This window comes from Kitasatospora purpeofusca (assembly GCF_034043715.1).
Lineage (GTDB): Bacteria > Actinomycetota > Actinomycetes > Streptomycetales > Streptomycetaceae > Kitasatospora > Kitasatospora purpeofusca_A.
Genome location: NZ_JAXCLC010000044.1, coordinates 45,420 through 64,832 on the forward strand (window position 1 = coordinate 45,420; position 19,413 = coordinate 64,832).

At 74.4% G+C, this 19,413-nt stretch carries 14 protein-coding genes; 1 reads left to right on the plus strand and 13 read right to left on the minus strand.

Features of this window, described 5'->3' with window-relative positions:
* The 5 genes from recA to SM793_RS22480 form a co-directional block, all read right to left on the minus strand.
* Window positions 1-1,122 (minus strand): recombinase RecA, encoded by a 1,122-nt coding sequence (recA, locus tag SM793_RS22460; RefSeq protein WP_320440054.1) that lies wholly within the window; start codon window positions 1,120-1,122, stop codon window positions 1-3.
* A gap of 154 nt (window positions 1,123-1,276) precedes the next feature.
* A complete protein-coding gene (locus SM793_RS22465; protein ID WP_320440055.1) occupies window positions 1,277-2,578 on the minus strand; it encodes an AI-2E family transporter in 1,302 nt (433 codons plus the stop codon).
* A 93-nt stretch (window positions 2,579-2,671) separates the two neighbouring features.
* Entirely contained in the window at window positions 2,672-2,866 is a 195-nt protein-coding gene (locus SM793_RS22470) for a DUF3046 domain-containing protein (protein ID WP_093860300.1), read from the minus strand.
* Between the two features lie 62 nt (window positions 2,867-2,928).
* On the minus strand, window positions 2,929-3,480 hold the full coding sequence (locus tag SM793_RS22475) for a GNAT family N-acetyltransferase (RefSeq protein ID WP_320440056.1): 552 nt from the start codon (window positions 3,478-3,480) through the stop codon (window positions 2,929-2,931).
* 136 nt (window positions 3,481-3,616) lie between these two features.
* Window positions 3,617-5,287: a S8 family serine peptidase gene (locus SM793_RS22480; protein ID WP_320440057.1), complete on the minus strand. Its 1,671-nt coding sequence runs from the start codon at window positions 5,285-5,287 to the stop codon at window positions 3,617-3,619.
* 202 nt (window positions 5,288-5,489) lie between these two features.
* Here SM793_RS22480 and SM793_RS22485 point away from each other — a divergent pair, with 202 nt between their 5' ends.
* Window positions 5,490-10,241: a DEAD/DEAH box helicase gene (locus SM793_RS22485; protein ID WP_320440058.1), complete on the plus strand. Its 4,752-nt coding sequence runs from the start codon at window positions 5,490-5,492 to the stop codon at window positions 10,239-10,241.
* Between the two features lie 219 nt (window positions 10,242-10,460).
* On the opposite strand, the gene SM793_RS22490 is transcribed toward SM793_RS22485, so the two are convergent.
* The 8 genes from SM793_RS22490 to SM793_RS22525 all read right to left on the minus strand — a co-directional run bounded on the left by SM793_RS22490 (window position 10,461) and on the right by SM793_RS22525 (window position 19,097).
* Window positions 10,461-10,754 (minus strand): hypothetical protein, encoded by a 294-nt coding sequence (locus tag SM793_RS22490; protein WP_320440059.1) that lies wholly within the window; start codon window positions 10,752-10,754, stop codon window positions 10,461-10,463.
* Between the two features lie 52 nt (window positions 10,755-10,806).
* The gene (locus SM793_RS22495; RefSeq protein WP_320440060.1) at window positions 10,807-11,175 is read right to left on the minus strand and encodes a helix-turn-helix transcriptional regulator; all 369 of its coding nucleotides are present in this window, start codon (window positions 11,173-11,175) and stop codon (window positions 10,807-10,809) included.
* A 384-nt stretch (window positions 11,176-11,559) separates the two neighbouring features.
* Entirely contained in the window at window positions 11,560-12,129 is a 570-nt protein-coding gene (locus tag SM793_RS22500) for a CinA family protein (RefSeq protein WP_320440061.1), read from the minus strand.
* Window positions 12,130-12,223: 94 nt separating this feature from the next.
* Entirely contained in the window at window positions 12,224-12,862 is a 639-nt protein-coding gene (gene pgsA / locus SM793_RS22505; protein WP_320440062.1) for a CDP-diacylglycerol--glycerol-3-phosphate 3-phosphatidyltransferase, read from the minus strand.
* Window positions 12,859-14,331, minus strand: coding sequence for a 30S ribosomal protein S12 methylthiotransferase RimO (rimO, locus tag SM793_RS22510; RefSeq protein ID WP_320440063.1), 1,473 nt, complete (start codon window positions 14,329-14,331; stop codon window positions 12,859-12,861). The genes pgsA and rimO overlap by 4 nt, the downstream gene beginning before the upstream one ends.
* Before the next feature lie 96 nt (window positions 14,332-14,427).
* Window positions 14,428-15,300 carry a helix-turn-helix domain-containing protein gene (locus tag SM793_RS22515; protein ID WP_320440064.1) on the minus strand — a complete coding sequence of 291 codons (873 nt, stop codon included), beginning with the start codon at window positions 15,298-15,300 and terminating at the stop codon, window positions 14,428-14,430.
* 310 nt (window positions 15,301-15,610) lie between these two features.
* Window positions 15,611-18,304, minus strand: coding sequence for a DNA translocase FtsK (locus SM793_RS22520; protein WP_320440065.1), 2,694 nt, complete (start codon window positions 18,302-18,304; stop codon window positions 15,611-15,613).
* Window positions 18,305-18,461: 157 nt separating this feature from the next.
* On the minus strand, window positions 18,462-19,097 hold the full coding sequence (locus tag SM793_RS22525) for a response regulator (protein ID WP_320440066.1): 636 nt from the start codon (window positions 19,095-19,097) through the stop codon (window positions 18,462-18,464).
* Window positions 19,098-19,413 lie beyond the last annotated feature (316 nt).

Here is a 19,413-nt window from a genome sequence, read left to right on the forward strand (position 1 = left end):
TCAGGCCTTGGCGGCAGCCGCCGTCGTCTTCTTCGCCGCGGCCGTCTTGGCGGCGGTCGCGGTGATCGGCTTGGCCGCGCCCTCGGCGCCGTCCGCCGCCGCCTCGACCTCGGCCGGCTCCTCCACCTTCGGGCCGATGCCCAGCTTGCTCTTGATCTTCCGCTCGATCTCGTCGGCCAGCTGCGGGTTGTCCCGCAGGAAGTTGCGGGCGTTCTCCTTGCCCTGGCCGAGCTGGTCGCCCTCGTAGGTGTACCAGGCGCCCGACTTGCGGATGAAGCCGTGCTCCACGCCCATGTCGATCAGGCCGCCCTCGCGGCTGATGCCCACGCCGTAGAGGATGTCGAACTCGGCCTGCTTGAACGGCGCGGCGACCTTGTTCTTGACGACCTTGACCCGGGTGCGGTTGCCGACCGCCTCGGTGCCGTCCTTCAAGGTCTCGATCCGGCGGATGTCCAGCCGGACCGAGGCGTAGAACTTCAGCGCCCGGCCACCGGTCGTGGTCTCCGGCGAGCCGAACATGACGCCGATCTTCTCGCGCAGCTGGTTGATGAAGATCGCGGTGGTGTTCGACTGGTTCAGCGCACCGGCGATCTTCCGCAGCGCCTGGCTCATCAGCCGGGCCTGCAGACCGACGTGGGAGTCGCCCATCTCGCCCTCGATCTCGGCGCGCGGCACGAGCGCGGCCACCGAGTCGATGATCACCAGGTCGACCGCGCCGGAGCGGATCAGCATGTCCGTGATCTCCAGCGCCTGCTCACCGGTGTCCGGCTGGCTGACCAGCAGGGCGTCGGTGTCCACCCCGAGCTTCTTGGCGTAGTCCGGGTCGAGCGCGTGCTCCGCGTCGACGAAGGCGACCGTGCCGCCGGCCCGCTGGGCGTTGGCCGCCACGTGCAGGGTCAGCGTGGTCTTGCCGGAGGACTCGGGGCCGTAGATCTCGACCACCCGGCCACGCGGGATACCGCCGACCCCGAGGGCGACGTCCAGGGCGGTGGAACCGGTGGAGATCACCTCGATCGGCTCGTTCGCCTTCTCGCCGAGGCGCATCACCGAGCCCTTGCCGAACTGCCGCTCGATCTGCGCGAGCGCCGTCTCAAGGGCCTTCTCGCGGTCCGTACCTGCCATGGCTTCCACCCTCGGGTTCTGTGCTGTGCGCTTCATCGTTCTCGACGCTAGCGCCTCCCACTGACAATCGGCCCCGACCGGGCTCTGCCTGGGGAAAACTCTGCGCCGGAGAGTACAAAGAACAAGTGTTCGAATCAAGCCGGGGCCGTTCGGACTACTTCCTCCGGGAGTCCCCGCCGACCATCCGGCGCAGCCGCCGGGCCGCCTCCCGGCGCAGCTCCCGGCGGTGCCGGCGCTGCTCGCCGCGGTCGATCCGCGGGTCGGTGGCCACCTCGTAGCGGCGCACGTACGTCCCGACGAAGCCCTGCAGGGTGGCCGCCGCCGGGATCGCGATCAGCGCGCCGACCGCGCCCAGCAGCGCCGCGCCCGCGATCACCGCGCCGAACGCCACCGCCGGGTGCACGTCGACCGTCCGCGCGGTGATCCGCGGATGCAGCAGGTAGTTCTCGATCTGCTGGTAGACCACCACGAAGGCCAGCACCCAGAGCGCGTCCACCGGCTGCGGGGTGGTGAGCGCCACCAGCACCGGCAGCGCCCCGGCGAGGTAGGTGCCGATGGTCGGCACGAACTGCGACATGACGCCGACCCAGACCGCGAGCGCGGCCGCGTACGGCAGGTCCAGCAGCGCGAACATCACCCAGTGCGCGAGCGCCGACACCACCGCGAGCAGCGCCCGGGAGTAGAGGTAGCCGCCGGTCTTGGCGAGCGCGATCTCCCAGGCCCGCAACACCTCCGCCTGCTTGGCGGGCGGCAGCATCGAGCAGACGGTCCGCCGCACCCGGGGCCCGTCGGCGGTGAAGTAGAAGGTGAAGAGGCCGACGGTGAAGGCCTGGAAGAGCCCGCCGATCAGGGTCGAGGAGACACCCCAGACGTTGTCCGCGGCCTGCTGGGCGTAGGTCTCGATCGCGCCGGAGTCCTTGAGCAGCTTCTTCTGCAGCTCGTCCAGCGAGAGGTCCTGGTGGAAGGTGCTGTTGATCCAGGCGATCAGGTTGTCCAGCAGGTGGGGCAGGTCACCGGCGATCTTCGCGACCTGGTCGACCAGCAGGGTGCCGAGCGCGGTGAGGAATCCGGCCACAGCGATCGCCACCGCGACGAACACCAGGAAGGTGCCGATGCCGCGGCGCACGCCGCGGGCCGCCATCCGGTCCACCGCCGGCTCCAGCGCCAGCGAGAGGAAGAACGAGACCAGCAGCATCACGAAGAGGTCGATCAGCTGGTGGAAGGCCCAGTCGGCGAGCTGGAACGCACCGACCAGGACCAGGGCGAGCACCATCGCCCGCGGCAGCCAGCGCGGCATCCCGGAACCCCACAGGCCGTCACCCGCGGTCCGGGCCCCGGTCGGGCCCTCCGGCGGGCCCTCCGGCGGGCCGGGCGGGGAGGCGGGCGGAGGGCCCGCGGCCTCGTCGGCGACCTGCGCCGACCTGTCCGGATTCTGCTGTTCTGCACTGCTTGCCACTCGCACAGTTTGACCCATGCCCGACGAACGTTCGAGCATCGGCGGAGGGTTCTGCGGAGCGGGGTCGGGACCGGTCCGGCCCGGTGGCCGGGGTCAGCGGAGCACGCCGGAGACCCCCTGGGTCTCGCAGACGACCCGCCAGACGTCCTTGGCCTCCTGGCCCGCGTCCAGCGCCTGCCGGACGGTCCGCCCGCCCAGCTCGCTCATCACATGGTCGCTCGCGAAGGACTCCGCGTACGCCTCGCCGAAGTGCTCGTACATTCGCCGCCAGAACTCCGTCAGCCTCATGCCCCCAGTATCCCGGAGCGCCCACCGACCGGTCCGGCCGCCCGGCGCCGCCCGGGGCCCGCTCAGGGCCGCCAGTCGGCGGCCGTCAGGGCGTACTCGACCTCGCCGTGCTCGCTGCCCTCGATCATCTCCGGGTAGTCCTCCTGGAAGGTGCGCACGTACGACAGCCCGGCCTTCTCCATCACCCGCCGGGACCCGCTGTTGACCGCCATCGTGTACGCCACCACCCGCTCGACGCCCAGCCCGGTGAAGCCCCGGCGGATCAGCGCCCGGGAGCCCTCGGTGGCATAGCCGTGCCCCCAGGCCGCGCGGCGCAGCCGGTAGCCAAGCTCGACCTCGGCGCGGTCGCCGTCGACCGGCCGGAACTCGAACCAGCCGAGGAAGGCGCCGCCCTCCCGCTCCTCGGCGGCCCACCAGCCGAGGTCGCCGAAGCGCCGGTAGTGGTCGAGGTAGAGCGGCAGCAGAGTGTCCTCGACCACCGGGCGCGGGGTGGGCCGGCCGCCGCTGAGGTAGCGGGTCACCGCCGGGTCGGCGTCCAGTTCCACCAGGGCGTCCACGTCGGCGGCGGTGAAGCGGCGCAGCCTCAGCCGTCCGGTGGTGAGGAAGGTGTCCATCCCCCGATCCTCGACCCGGCGGCCCCGCCCCGTCACCCGGTTTTCCGGGGCCCTCCGTCCCCGTACCACCCGTCCGCCGCCCGGCCCCGGCTACGGCTGCGGCTGCGGTTCGGCGGCGGTCCCGCGCGGCAGCGGCTCAGCGCGGCAGCACCAGCGCCCCGGCGCCGTAGTACTCGTGGTCGCCGCAGACGTGCGGCCCGGGCGGGCAGCCGGCCGCCGCGTCCGCGGCGAGCAGGGCGGCCAGCCGGTCGGAGCCCCAGTCCGGGTGCAGCGCGGCGGCCACCGCGACCGCGCCGGTGACGTGCGCGGCGGCCATCGAGGTGCCGGCCAGCGCGGCGTACCGGCCTCCGGGCCAGTCGGAGACCACCGCCCCCCTGGCGCCGCCGTCCGGGTCCCCGCCGGGGGCGGCCAGCGAGACGTGGCCGCGCCCGTAGTTGGTGTACGCGGACGGGCGGCCGTCCCGGTCGACGGCGGTCACCGTGACCACGCCGGGCAGTTCGCCGGGCAGCCGGACGCACTCGGGGCCGACGTGGCGGGACTGCGGCGGGCCGGTCGTCCGGTCGTTGGGGCTGCGCTCGTCGGTGCGGGGCGCGCCGAGGTCCTGCGCGTCGTTGCCCGCCGAGGCGACCACCACCGCGCCCTTCCCCCGGGCGTACTCGACGGCCCGGCCGACGGCGGCGGTCAGCACGGCCTGGTCGGGGTCGTCGGGGCAGTTGTACTTCCACGGGTCGGCGAAGTAGCTGTTGTTGATCGCCCTGGCGCCGTGGTCGGCGGCCCAGAGCATGCCGCAGACGATGTTCTCGGCGTAGTACTGGCCGAGCGGACCGAGCAGCCGGACGGCGGCGATCCGCACGCCGGGCGCGACCCCGCTGACGCCGCGGCCGTCCCTGGCCGCGCCGACGATCCCGGCGACATGGGTGCCGTGGCCGCTCTCGCCGACCCCGGCGTCCGGCCGCCAGGCGCCGGTCCTGGCGTCGGGGCGGCCGTCGGCGCAGGAGGCGGAGCTCCTCGGGTCGACGGCGGCGCGCAGATCGGGGTGGGTGTCGTCGACGCCGGAGTCGAGGACGGCGACCAGCACCTTGCGCAGGGCGTCGGCGGCCGGGGCGCCGGGGCCGCGCAGCAGGTTGGGCGTGGCGTCCGCGGCGGCGGGGGCGGCGCCGAGCAGCACGAGGTTCCAGGGGTCCTGCTCGCCCGGGTCCGGGACGGTGGCGGTGGCGTCGTCACCGCCCTCCCTGCCGTCACCGCCGCTGCCGCGGACGCCGTTCCCGTCGGCAGCGCGTCCGGACGGCACCCCGTCACCGCCGACCCGATCACCGGCCGCCCGGTCCCCGCCGGCCCGGAAGTCGCCGGCGCCGTCCAGCGGCCGGGGCGGCCCGGGCACCGGCGAGGTCCGGCTGGCCCCGACCGCGGCCACCCCGGGCCGCCCTCGGACCTTCTCCGCGAAGCCCCCGCCCGCGTACGCGAGCACCACCCCGATCTGCGGGTACTCCTGGACCACCTGCCCCCCGGCCGCCCGGGCCTCGGCGGCCGCGCGCGCGGCCCCGTCGGCGTCGGCCCGCTCGGCGAGCACCAGGTAGCTGAGGTAGGAGCGGCCCGGCCCGGCGACGTAGGGCACGGCGCCGCCGACGACCAGCGCGGTCAGCAGCATCGCGAGCAGCACCCGGAGCGGCCCGCGGGCGCGGCGCCGGAGCGGCCTGCCAGGACCGGCCGCCCGGACGGGCACGGCAACCGGGCCGACGCCGCGGGCCGTGCGGGGACCGCGGGCCGGGAGAGGACCGCCGAGGCCGGACGGGTCCGCCTGCGCCATGGCACGGTCTCCGCTCGTCGGTCCCGGCGGCCGCGCCGGAGCGGCCGGCCACCGGAGGGCTGATCATCACAGGAGCATCACGGTGGTAAGAATCATCACCATATGGTCCGTTTGTCCGACTCGCCTTCCCGATTGCCCCGAACGGCCACCGACCCGCCACCGCCCGGCCCGCGTTGTCAGTGCCACCCGGCACCATGGGGGCATGGCGACCGATCACCCGACCCCGCCCCCGGCCGACCCGCTGGCCGGCTTCGCCCCGGCCACCCGGGCCTGGTTCACGGGCGCCTTCTCCGCGCCGACCGCCGCCCAGGCCGAGGCCTGGCGCGCCATCGGCCGGGGCACCGACGTGCTCGTGGTCGCCCCCACCGGCTCCGGCAAGACCCTCGCGGCCTTCCTGTCCGCGCTGGACCGGCTCAGCAGCACCCCGCCCCCGGCCGAGCCCGGCCGCCGCTGCCGGGTCCTCTACATCTCCCCGCTCAAGGCCCTCGCGGTGGACGTCGAGCGCAACCTCCGCGCCCCGCTGGCCGGCCTGCGCCAGGCCGCCGTCCGGCTCGGCCTGCCCGAGCCGGAGGTCCAGGTCGGCATCCGCTCCGGCGACACCCCGGCCGCCGACCGCAGGCGCTTCGCCACCCGCCCGCCGGACATCCTCATCACCACCCCCGAGTCGCTCTTCCTGCTGCTCACCTCCGCCGCCCGGGAGTCCCTGCGCGGCGTGGACACGGTGATCCTGGACGAGGTGCACGCCGTCGCCGGCACCAAGCGCGGCGCCCACCTCGCCCTCTCCCTGGAGCGGCTGGACGAGCTGCTCGACCGCCCGGCCCGCCGGATCGGCCTGTCCGCCACCGTCCGCCCGGTCGAGGAGGTGGCCCGCTTCCTCAGCCCCGGGCGCGGCGCCGAGGTGGTCCAGCCGCCTGCCACCAAGGAGTTCGACCTCTCCGTGGTGGTCCCCGTCCCGGACCTCGACGACCTGCCCGCCGCCCCCTCGACCGGCGCCGCCGGCGGCGAGGACCCGCAGCGGAAGGCCTCCATCTGGCCGCACGTCGAGGAGCGCATCGTCGACCTCGTCCAGGCCCACCGCTCGACCATCGTCTTCGCCAACTCCCGCCGCCTCGCCGAGCGGCTCTGCAACCGGCTGAACGAGATCGCCCTGGAGCGGGCGGGCGGCGCCGCGCCGGAGGCCCACGCCCCCGCCCAGCTGATGGGCGGCTCCGGCGCCGCCCGCGGCGCCCCGCCGGTGATCGCCCGGGCCCACCACGGCTCGGTCTCCAAGGAGCAGCGCGCCCTGGTCGAGGAGGAGCTCAAGGCCGGGCGGCTGCCCGCCGTGGTCGCCACCTCCAGCCTGGAGCTGGGCATCGACATGGGCGCCGTCGAGCTGGTGGTCCAGGTCGAGTCCCCGCCCTCGGTCGCCTCCGGCCTCCAGCGGGTCGGGCGGGCCGGCCACCAGGTCGGCGCCGTCTCCACCGGCGTCGTCTTCCCCAAGTACCGGGGCGACCTCGTCCAGGCCGCCGTGGTCACCGAGCGGATGCGGGCCGGCCGGATCGAGGCGCTGCGCATCCCGCGCAACCCGCTCGACGTCCTCGCCCAGCAGCTGGTCGCGATGACCGGGATGGACACCTGGCCGGTCGACGAGCTGCTCGCCCTGGTCCGCCGGGCCGCGCCGTTCGCCACCCTGCCGCAGTCCGCCTTCGACGCGGTGCTCGACATGCTCGCCGGCCGCTACCCCTCCGACGCCTTCGCCGAGCTGCGCCCGCGCCTGGTCTGGGACCGGGTGGCCGGCACCGTCACCGGCCGCCCCGGCGCCCAGCGGCTCGCCGTCACCTCCGGCGGCACCATCCCCGACCGGGGCCTGTTCGGCGTCTTCATCGCCGGCACGGACGACAAGAAGGGCGCCGGCGGGCGCCGGGTGGGCGAGCTGGACGAGGAGATGGTCTACGAGTCCCGGGTCGGCGACGTCTTCACCCTCGGCACCACCTCCTGGCGGATCGAGGACATCACCCACGACAAGGTGCTGGTCACCCCCGCCCCCGGAATCCCCGGCCGGCTGCCCTTCTGGAAGGGCGACACCCTCGGCCGCCCGCTCGAACTCGGCCGCGCCCTCGGCGCCTTCACCCGCGAGCTCGGCGCACTCGAGCCGGCCGCCGCCACCGAGCGGCTCAAGCGGGCCGGCCTGGACGACTGGGCCGCCGCCAATCTGCTCGACTACCTCGCCGAGCAGCGCGCCGCCTGCGGCCACCTCCCCGACGACCGCACCATCGTGGTCGAGCGCTTCCGCGACGAGCTCGGGGACTGGCGGATCGTCGTCCACTCCCCGTTCGGCGCCCAGGTGCACGCCCCCTGGGCGCTCGCCCTGGCCGCCCGGCTGCGCGAGAAGCACGGCCTCGACCCGCAGGTGATGCACGCGGACGACGGCATCGTGCTCCGGCTGCCCGACGCCGACCTGCTCTCGCCCGACTTCGACTTCGGCGGCCCCGCCACCGCACCGGCCACCACCGCCGCACCGGTCACCGACGACGCCCCGGTCGGCGCCGACGCGGCCCTGTTCGACCCGCAGGAGATCGAGCAGCTGGTCACCGACCAGGTCGGCGGCTCCGCCCTGTTCGCCTCCCGCTTCCGCGAGTGCGCCGGCCGCGCCCTGCTGCTCCCCCGCCGCAACCCCGGCAAGCGCACCCCGCTCTGGCAGCAGCGCCGACGCGCCGCCCAGCTGCTGGAGGTCGCCGCCGAGTACGGCTCCTTCCCGATCGTCCTGGAGGCCGTCCGCGAGTGCCTCCAGGACGTCTTCGACGTCCCCGGCCTGGTCGAGCTGATGGGCGACCTCGAATCCCGGGCCGTCCGCCTGGTCGAGGTCACCACCCCCGAACCCTCCCCGTTCGCCCGCTCACTGCTCTTCGGCTACGTCGCGCAGTTCCTCTACGAGGGCGACTCCCCGCTCGCCGAGCGCCGCGCCGCCGCCCTCTCGCTCGACTCCCGGCTGCTGTCCGAACTCCTCGGCCAGGCCGAGCTGCGGGAGCTGCTCGACCCGGAGGTCCTCGCCGAGCTGGAGGCCGAACTCCAGCGGCTCACCCCCGAGCGCCGGATCAAGGACGCCGAAGGGGTCGCCGACGCGCTGCGCCTGCTCGGCCCGCTGAGCGAGGCCGAGCTGACCGCCCGCGGCGCCGAACCGCTCCTGGCCCTCGAACTGGAGGCCGCCCGCCGGCTGATCCAGGTCCGGATCGCCGGCGAGCTGCGCTGGGCCGCCGTCGAGGACGCGGGCCGACTGCGCGACGCCCTCGGCACCCCGCTCCCGGTCGGCGTGCCGGAAGCCTTCACCGAACCGGTCAAGGACCCGCTCGGCGACCTGCTCGCCCGGTACGCCCGCACCCACGGCCCGTTCACCGCCGCCGAGGCCGCCACCCGCTTCGGCCTCGGCGGCGCCGTGGTCACCGGCACCCTGCACCGGCTCACCGCCACCGGCCGCCTGGTCCAGGGCGAGTTCCGCCCGCCCGGCGCCCACCTCCCCGCCTCGGAAACACCGAGCGCCGCCCCGCCCGACGGGCACACCGGCGCGGTCGAGTGGTGCGACGCCGAGGTGCTGCGCCGGCTCCGCCGCCGTTCACTGGCGGCCCTGCGCCAGGAGGTCGAGCCCGTCCCGCCACGCGCCCTGGCCGCCTTCCTGCCGCAGTGGCAGCACCTGGCCGGCCACCGGCTGCGCGGACCGGACGGCCTGCTCCGGGTGGTCGAGCAGCTGCAGGGCTCCGCCCTGCCCGCCTCCGCGCTGGAGAAGCTGATCCTCCCGGCCCGGCTGAGCGACTACTCCCCCGGCCTGCTCGACGAGCTGACGGCGGCCGGCGAGATCGGCTGGGCCGGCGCGGGCGCGCTCCCGGGCAAGGACGGCTGGGTCAGCCTGCACCTGGCCGAGAACGCCCATCTGCTGCGGCCCGAGCCCGTCCCGCCCACCGTCACCCCGGTGCACACCGCCCTGCTGGAGGCGCTGGCCGGCGGCTACGGCCTGTTCTTCCGCCAGCTGGTCGCGCACCTCCCGGAGACGCCCGAGCCCGAGATCGTCGAGGCCCTGTGGGACCTCGTCTGGGCCGGCTACGTCAGCAACGACACCCTGGCCCCGCTGCGGGCCCTGCTCGGCTCCGGGCGGACGGCCGGCTCCACCGCGCACCGGGCGCCCCGGGCCACCCCGCGCGGCCGCTACGGCGGCGCCGGCCGGCCGCACGGCAGACTCGGCGGGGCCCTGCGCAGCGGCCCGCCGACGGTGGGCGGGCGCTGGTCGCTGCTGCCCCCGTTCACCACCGACCCCACCGTCCGGGCCACCGCCCAGGCCCAGGCCCTGCTGGACCGGCACGGCCTGCTCACCCGGGGCACGGTCGTCGCCGAGCGGGTCCCGGGCGGCTTCGCCGGGGTCTACCGGGTGCTCTCCGCCATGGAGGAGCGCGGCCGGGCCCGCCGGGGCTACTTCGTCGAGGGGCTGGGCGGCGCCCAGTTCACCATGGAGGGCGCCGCCGACCGGCTGCGCTCGGTCAGCGGCCGACTGGAGCGGACCCGGGGCGTGGAGTGGCCGGCCGCCCCGGCGGCCGAGCCCCCGCAGGCCCTGGTGCTGGCCGCCGCCGATCCGGCCAACGCCTACGGGGCCGCGCTGCCCTGGCCCGAGCCGCCCGCCGGGACCGCCGAGACCTCGGGCAAGGCGCACCGGCCCGGCCGGAAGGCCGGCGCCCTGGTGGTCCTGGTCGACGGCGAGCTGTGCCTGTACATCGAGCGCGGCGGCAAGTCCCTGCTGGCCTGGCCGGAGGACGGCTCCACGCTCGCCGCCGCGGCGGCCGCGCTGGCCGGGGCGGCCCGGACCGGGGCACTCGGCAGCGTGACCGTCGAACGGGCCAACGGTGAGCCCGCCCTCGGCTCCGCGCTCGGCGCCGCCCTGGAGGAGGCGGGCTTCCACCCCACCCCGCGCGGTCTGCGGCTGCGCCCCTGAGCGGAGCCCCGGCCGCACCCGCGGCCCGCACGGCCCCCTCGCGCAGGCACCGACAGCACCTGCACGAGGGGGCCGGAAATCATCCGGAAGCGGCCGAAAAGCACCCGGCCGGAGGCCGGGGAACACCGGCCCCGGCCCACCGGGCGCACGCGGCCGCGCGCGGACACACGACGAGGGCCGCGGGACGTCGAAGTCCCGCGGCCCTCGTCCGCGTTCTGTTCACCTGATCGGAGGCTCGGCCTCCGCTGGTCCGACCGGCTCACCCGCCCGGCGCCTCGCGGGGCCGGTGGACCACCTGTCGGCGTGGACCGGGATCAGCCCGAGGCCCCAGCCTCCGGCCGCCAGCAGTCCCAGCATCGCCCCGTCGGGCAGTCGTCCGACGCCCGCCGACAGCCGCCAGCCGGACCCGACGGCCAGGACCGTCAGGAGAGCCAGCAGCATCGGGATCCGCCGGGACCGCACCCACTGGAGCCGTATTCGGGCCCCGGCACGCATCGCCGCCGCATTACGCACGACCGCCTCCTTCGCTCGACCCGGGCCGTGAACGGCCCGCTCCGAGGCCGGGTCAGGCGGCGACCACGTCCATCGCGGCGGCCTTGGGCGACATGTTCGCCCGGTCGGAACCGGGGGCCGGCAGCGGTACCGGTTCGAGCACCGGCCTCAGCAGTTCACCTTCGGAGAGGCTGGCCATCGCCGCAAGTTCGGCGAGCGACAGTTCGTCGCTGACCTCGCGCATGACCTCGGACATCCGGACGTCGAGTGCGTCGCAGATGGCGGAGAGCAGCTCCGAGGAGGCCTCCTTCTGTCCCCGCTCGACCTCGGAGAGGTATCCGAGCGAAACCCTGGCGGCTGCCGACACCTCGCGGAGTGTGCGGCCCTGGCGCTGGCGCTGCCGACGCAGTACATCGCCCAGTAGGCGACGGAGCAGGATCATCGGTGCCTCCCTCCTCGGACTGCGGATCGAGATGTCACGTCCCCACCGTACCGCCTTGCCCGCTTCGCGTGCGGGGACCATGGTCGTGTTCACTCTGGGCTGCAAGGCTGTCCCCTCCCCATTTTCGGTGTCGCGCCCGGGCCGGTGGGCACCCCGTCGTACCCTCCGGGCGGCACCGGGTCACCGCCGCGCCACTCGTTCGCCACTTGGTTTCTGCCCAACCAGGGCCTCCGATGTAACACGATCCTGCAGCTGTCCGATGCCCGCACGCCAGTTCGGCGGATCTCGGTTCGGTGGAGATCCTGCGAGCGGCCGTCGGCGGGAGCCGGGTCGGAGGTGGTGCGTGGACGGTCGGAGGCACGGTGACGACAGTGCGGACGACGCTCAGTGCGTGGACGTACCGGACGGGAGCCGCCCGACGAGCAGCTCCAGAGCGGCGGTCACCGCCCTGTGACGGATTGTGGCACGCTCCCCCGACAACCGTGGCGAACTGACCAGACTTCCCCCCGGGCCGGCGACCGCGAGGTGTACCGTGCCGACCGGCTGCCCGTCCTGCGGCTCCGGGCCGGCCACTCCGGTGGTCGCGACCCCGTAGGTGGCGCCGAGCAGCTTCCGCACGCCTTCGGCCATCTGCCGGGCCACCACCGGGTGGACCGGGCCGTGGACCGCCAGCAGCCCCTCGTCGACCCCGAGCACCGAAGCCTTCAACTCGGTCGCGTAGGCGGTCACCGAGCCCCGGAAGGTCGCGGAGGCCCCCGGGACGTCCACCAGCGCGGCCGCCAGCAGTCCGCCGGTCAGCGACTCCGCGACGGCCAACGTGCCGCCCTCCGCCCGCAGCCCGGCATGCACCCGCTCGGCCAGCCCGAAATCGGCCCCTCCCGAACCGGCCGCTCCCGAACCGGCCGCTCCGAAGTCGACCGGCCCCGAATCGACCGGCCCGGCTCCGCCGCTCATCCCGACGTCCCTCCGTCGCGCTCCCCCGGGCCCACCCCGGAGTACCCGTCATTGTGGGCCCGGAGGGCCGCCGCGGAGCCGCTTCGCCCCGGGTTCACCCGGTCGTGCGCCGCGCGGCCAGACCCTCCCGGCGCAGCCGCAGCGCCTGCCCCACGTAGTCCAGCGCGGTGCCGACGGTCAGCAGGACCGCGACGCCCATCAGCAGGGCCCTGGCGGTGGCCAGCCAGCCGGTCAGCTCCAGCACGTACATGCCGACCGCGATGCCCTGGGTGAGCGTCTTGATCTTGCCGCCCCGGCTGGCCGGGATCACCCCGAAGCGGATCACCCAGAAGCGCATCAGCGTGATGCCGAGCTCACGGGCCAGGATCACCACGGTGATCCACCAGGGGAGGTCCCCCAGCACCGAGAGCCCGATCAGCGCGGCGCCCATGATCGTCTTGTCCGCGATCGGATCGGCGATCTTGCCGAAGTCGGTGACCAGGCCCTTGCGCCGGGCCAGCTCGCCGTCGAACAGATCGGTGATCATCGCGACCGCGAAGGAGGCCCAGGCCACCGAGCGCCACTTGGGGTCGTGCCCGCCGTCGGCGAACAGCAGGGACACGAAGACCGGGACCAGCAGCAGCCGGGCCATGGTCAGCACGTTCGCGATGTTCCAGATCCCCGGCGCCGGAGGCACCGCGGCCGCCGGTCTGCCCGGGTGGGCCGCGGCCGGGGCGCCGGGCCCCTGGGTCATGCCCCGACTCCGGGCGCCCGGAGGACCCGCACCTGCTCCAGCGCCTCGGCGACCAGGTCGACGCCCTCGCTGGCGACCACCCGGGCCCGGTAGAACTGCCCGACCTCGGCGTCCTCGACCCCGAGCAGGGTGGTGAGGCCGTCCGTCTCGGGGGCCTGGTGGGCGGCACGGCCCTCGACCACGTCCTCGTCGACCGACTCGACCAGCACCTCGACCTCCGTGCCGATCCGCTGCTCGGCGCGCTGGGCGGTCATCTCCTCGGCGAGCCGGGTGAGCCGGGCCAGCCGGTCGGCGACCACGTCCTCCGGCAGCTTGCCGTCGTAGCCGGCGGCCTCGGTGCCCTCCTCGTCGGAGTAGCCGAAGACGCCGATCGCGTCCAGCCCGGCGTGGGTCACGAAGCGCTCCAGTTCCGCGAAGTCCTCCTCCGTCTCGCCGGGGAAGCCGACGATGAAGTTGGACCGGGCGCCGGCCTGCGGGGCCTTGTCGCGGATGGAGCCGAGCAGCTCCAGGAACTGGTCGGTGGAGCCGAAGCGCCGCATCCGCCGCAGCACGGCCGGCGCGGAGTGCTGGAACGACAGGTCGAAGTAGGGCACCACGTCCGCGGTGCCGGTCATGGCGTCGATCAGCCCGGGGCGCATCTCGGCGGGCTGGAGGTAGGACACCCGGACCCGCTCCACACCCTCGACCGAGGCGACCTCGCCGAGCAGGGTCTCCAGCAGTCTGATGTCGCCGAGGTCCTTGCCGTACGAGGTGTTGTTCTCGCTGACCAGGACGACCTCGCGGACGCCCTCCCCGGCGAGCCACTGGGCCTCGTGCAGCACGTCCGAGGGGCGGCGGGAGATGAACGAGCCCCGGAAGGCCGGGATGGCGCAGAACGAGCAGCGCCGGTCGCAGCCGGAGGCGAGCTTCACGGAGGCGACCGGGTTGTCGTCCAGGCGCTTGCGCAGGGTGCGCGGACCGGAGGCGGGCGCGAGGCCGTCCGGCAGGTCCTCGGGGGCGCCGTGGCCGGGCAGGGCCACCTCGGTGGCGGCGGCCTGGCGCTCGACGGGGCTCAGCGGGAGCAGCTTGCGGCGGTCGCGCGGCAGGTGCGGGGCGTGGTGGCCGCCGGACAGGATGGTCTGCAGGCGGTCGGAGATGTCCGAGTAGTCGTCGAAGCCGAGCACACCGTCGGCCTCGGGCAGCGCGTCGGCCAGCTCCTTGCCGTAGCGCTCGGCCATGCAGCCGACCGCGACGACGGCCTGGGTGCGGCCGTGACCCTTGAGGTCGTTGGCCTCCAGGAGAGCGTCGACGGAGTCCTTCTTGGCGGCCTCGACGAAGCCACAGGTGTTGACGACGGCGACGTCGGCTTCGGCTGCGTCGTCCACGAGCAACCAGCCGTCGGCCTCCAGTCGCCCGGCGAGTTCCTCGGAGTCCACCTCGTTGCGGGCGCATCCGAGCGTGACAAGGGCGACAGTACGGCGATCAGGCATAGGGCCAAGATTAACGCGCGGTCGCCGGAGCCGTTCGCCCCGGAGGCCACGCGTTACCTCCGGCCGGGTTTCCGACCGGTCCGGCGCCCCTCGCCATCAGCCCGCCTGCGGGTCGCCGGGGGTGTACGTGACGTGCACCACCTGGCCGTTCTTGCCCGCCGGACCGAGGTCCTTGCCGTTGACGTACACGTGCACGGCGCCGGCGTTGCCGATCACCAGCTTGATCTGCTTGGGGTCGGTGAAGGTCTGGTCCTGGCCTTCACCGATGTTGTTCTGGAACAGCGACTTCCCGGTGCCGTCCACCGCCGAGACCCAACTGGTGTCCTTCTCGGCGACCAGCTTCACGGTGACCTTGTCGGCCGGGGCGGCGGCGATCGCGGCGGCGCTGGGTGCGGGCGCGGGCGGCTGGACCGTCGGGCTGGGCGCCGGGGCCACCGTGGCGACCGAGCCGGTGCCGGAGCCCGAGGGCAGCGGCGCGCTGGCGGAGCCGGTGGTGCCGGTGCCGGACTTGCCGCTCACCAGGTTGAAGCCGATCACTCCGACGACCGCGACGATCGCGGCGACCATCGCCGCCGTCCAGTTCGGGCGGCCCCGGCCGGGGACCTTGATCGGGCCGCTCTCGATCAGCTCGGTGGGCCGCTTGGAGGCCGGGGAGCCGCCGTGCGCGGCGTCGTAGCGGGCCACCAGGGCCTCGCCGTCGACGCGGACCAGCTGGGCGATCGCGCGGATGTGGCCGCGGGCGTAGAAGTCACCGCCGCAGCGACCGAAGTCGTCCTCCTCGATGGAGTGCACGATCGGCACCCGCACGCGGGTGGCACTGCTCACCTGATCCACCGTGAGCCCGGCATCGATCCGGGCGGCGGACAGCACCCGGCCGATGCTCGGCGCATCGGCCGCCTGTTCCGCGGTGCCGGAGGGCAGCGCGGACGACGGGGCGTTCTCGCGGTCGGGAGACTTGCCGATGGTCACGGTGCACGCCTTTCGAGCGGTTGGCCACCTGCTGGGGAACAGTCTAGGGGCGCGAGTGGATCGTTTCTCAAGCGGAACAGGCCCGAATGCGCCCGCCCGCCCCGGCCGGGGGCCGGGCGTGCACTGACTGTCCTTCGGTGCGGGGCCGCCGTGCTCGGGCCCCCGTGCCGGGGTGGCGCATCGTCCGTCGCCCGTGGGACGCCGTCCGCACCCGATCGGTTCCGCACCCGCCGCCTACCCCCGTCCGAACGGGTGAACACCCCCGGGCTCGAACAGTCCCGGGCTCGAACGGCCCCGGGCCGCCGCGCCCTCAGCCGCGGATGGAGACGAGCACCCCGTCCAGCTCGTCCGGCTTCACCAGCACGTCGCGGGCCTTGGAGCCCTCGCTCGGCCCGACGATGCCGCGCGACTCCATCAGGTCCATCAGCCGCCCGGCCTTGGCGAAGCCGACCCGCAGCTTGCGCTGCAGCATCGAGGTGGAGCCGAACTGGGTGGACACGACCAGCTCGGCCGCCTGGATCAGCAGCTCCAGGTCGTCGCCGATCTCCTCGTCGATCTCCTTCTTCGGCCCGCCGCCGACCGTCACGTCCTCGCGGTAGGCGACCGACGACTGCTCCTTGCAGTGCTTCACCACCGCGGCGATCTCGGCCTCGGTGACGAACGCGCCCTGCATCCGGACCGGCTTGCTCGCCCCCATCGGCAGGAACAGCGCGTCGCCCTTGCCGATCAGCTTCTCCGCGCCGGGCTGGTCCAGGATGACCCGGGAGTCGGCCATCGCCGAGGTGGCGAAGGCCAGCCGGGACGGCACATTGGCCTTGATCAGCCCGGTCACCACGTCCACCGAGGGCCGCTGGGTGGCCAGCACCAGGTGGATGCCGGCCGCGCGGGCGAGCTGGGTGATCCGGACCACCGAGTCCTCGACGTCGCGCGGCGCGACCATCATCAGATCGGCCAGCTCGTCGACGATCACCAGCAGGTACGGGTACGGGGTCAGCTCGCGCTCGCTGCCGAGCGGCGGGGTGACGGTGCCGGCCCGGACCGCCGCGTTGAAGTCGTCCACATGGCGGAAGCCGAACGCGGCGAGGTCGTCGTAGCGCAGGTCCATCTCGCGGACCACCCACTGGAGGGCCTCGGCGGCCTTCTTCGGGTTGGTGATGATCGGTGTGATGAGGTGCGGGATGCCCTCGTACGCGGTCAGCTCGACCCGCTTGGGGTCGACCAGCACCATCCGCACCTCGTCCGGGGTGGCCCGGGCGAGGATCGAGGTGATCAGGCAGTTGATGCAGGACGACTTGCCCGCGCCGGTCGCGCCGGCCACCAGGATGTGCGGCATCTTGGCGAGGTTGGCCATCACGGTGTGGCCCTCGACGTCCTTGCCCATGCCGACGACCATCGGATGGGTGTCCTCGGCGGCGGTGCGCGAGCGCAGCAGGTCGCCGAGGTTGACCATCTCCCGGTCCCGGTTCGGGATCTCGATGCCGACCGCGGACTTGCCCGGGATCGGGCTGATGATCCGCACGTCCGGGCTGGCCACCGCGTAGGCGATGTTCTTGGCCAGCGCGGTGATCCGCTCGACCTTGACGGCCGGGCCGAGCTCGACCTCGTAGCGGGTGACCGTCGGGCCGCGGGTGAAGCCGGTCACCCTGGCGTCGACCTTGAACTCGCCGAAGGTCCCGGTGAGCTGGGCCACCACCTCGTCGTTGAGGGCGCTGCGGGCCTTCGCCGGGCCGCCGCGGTCCAGCAGGTCGAGCGGGGGCAGCACGTAGGTGAGGTCCTCGGAGAGCCGGAGCTGCTCCATCCGGACCGGCGCCGGGCCGTGCTCCTCGGGGGCGCCGGGGCCGGCGCCGCCGGTCCTGGCGGCCGGGACCGCGGGCTCCTCCGGCAGGGCGGTGCGGTCCTGCACCTGGTGCATCATGTCCGCCACCGCCGAGGAGGCGGGTACGCCGTAGACCAGTGCGCCGTCCAGGTCGGCGGCGGCGCCGGCGGCGATGTCCCGGGTGGCGTACGGGTCCAGGGCCTCCTTGGTGAACATGTCCGGCTCGTCGGCGGGCGCCTCGGCCGGCTCAGGCCTGCGCCTGCGGCGGCGCCGGCGGGCGGCCACCTCGTCCGTCGGTTCGTCACCGTCGGTGTCCACGGTGAAGGGCAGGGCCGAGGGATCGGCGTCCTCCGGCGGCTCGTGCGAGAGGTCGCGCTCCGGCGTGCGCCCCTCGGCCCCGGTGTCCTTCGGACCCGCCTCGACCACCCCGAGCCGGACCCCGGCCGCGCGGAAGCGCTCCGGGATCCGGTTGACCGGGGTGGCAGTGGTGACCAGCAGGCCGAAGAAGGCGAGCAGCAGCAGCAGCGGTACCGCGAGGGCCGGCCCGGCGGCGGCCATCATCGGGGTGGACGCGGCCCAGCCGATGATCCCGCCGGCGGTCCTTATCCGGGTCGCGCCACTGCCCATCACGGGCGCTCCGCAGCCGATGTGGACCAGGCCGAGCACCCCGACCAGCAGGGTGCTCAGGCCGATCATGATCCGCCCGTTGGCCTCCGGCAGCTCCGGATGACGCAGCAGCCGGACCGCCACCGCGGCCAGCAGGAAGGGCACCAGCGCGTCGAGCCGGCCGAACAGGCCGGAGACCACGTTGGTGGCCGCCTCGCCCAGCCAGCCCTGCGGGCTGAACCAGGTGCCGGCGGCGGTCACCAGGGCCAGCGCGAACAGCAGCAGGCCGAGGCCGTCCTTGCGGTGCGCCGGGTCGAGGTTCTTCGCGCCGTCGCCGAAGCCGCGGAAGACCGCGCCGATGCCGTGCGCCGTGCCGAGCCAGACGGCGCGCACGGCCCGGAAGAGTATCGGCCGGGGCGGGGGCGGCGGCGGGGTCTGCTTGGCCGCCGCCTTCTTCGCCGGGGCTGCCTTCTTGGCGGCCGCCTTCTTCGCCGGCGGCTTCGCCGGAGCCTTCGCCGCGGCCTTCTTGGACGGTCCCGGACTCGGGTTGCGTGCCGCGCTTCCGGGCGTGCGTGTGGCCATGGGTCAGCAGCCTACCGGGGCACGCGAGCTGTGCCCATGTCGTCCGTCCGGGGTGCCCGGACGTGTCGCCGACACCCCGTCACCCCGGTCGTGTTCACCCGGACGGGTGAGCGCCGAGGGGTCGGCCGGCCGCCTTCGGGGCCGGGTCCGGCGTGCCTCAGTCGGTACCGGGACGCAGGGCGTCCAGCGCCCGCCGGAGGCCGGTCAGCTTGCGCTCCAGGTGCGCCGCGGTGGCGGCCACCCCGCTGTCCTCGGTGCCGTCCAGCTGCTTGCTCAGCGACTCGGCCTGTTCCTCGACGGCGGCCAGCCGGGCCGACAGCTCGCCGAGCAGCGCGCCGCCGATGGCGGGCTCGGCGCCGGTCGCCTCCAGCTGCAGCCGCAGCAGCGCCGCCTGCTCCTTCAGCTGGCAGTTCTTCATGTAGAGATCCACGAAGACCGAGACCTTGGCGCGCAGCACCCAGGGGTCGAAGGGCTTCGAGATGTAGTCGACCGCGCCGGCCGCGTAGCCGCGGAAGGTGTGGTGCGGCCCGTGGTTGATCGCGGTCAGGAAGATGATCGGGATGTCCCGGGTGCGCTCGCGGCGCTTGATGTGGGCGGCGGTCTCGAAACCGTCCATCCCCGGCATCTGGACGTCCAGCAGGATCACCGCGAAATCGTCGGTGAGCAGCGCCTTGAGCGCCTCCTCACCGGAGGCCGCCCGTACCAGCGTCTGGTCCAGCGCCGAGAGGATCGCCTCCAGTGCCAGGAGGTTCTCCGGCCGGTCGTCGACCAGGAGGATCTTCGCCTTCTGCATTAGGACGCGCCCTCCTGTCGCTTGCCTACCTGGGGAAGGCACCCGCGTACTGCCCACCACTACCCCGGTCATGCTAGCCGCACCCCCTCGCCCGGCACATCGCTCCGTCGCGTCCGGATCCGGAGCGGTGCGCAGCCAGTGCACCGGCGTACGCTCACCAGCGAGTCGTCACTCGGTCACTGTTCGCAACGATCGGTGACCCTACCCGGTTCCCGACCCTCCCCGCCAGCAAACCGCCCGCCCATCGGCGTGAACCCCGGAGCGTACTCCGGGATTCACGCCCCCGCCATTCGAACGACCCGAACTCGGCCGCCGC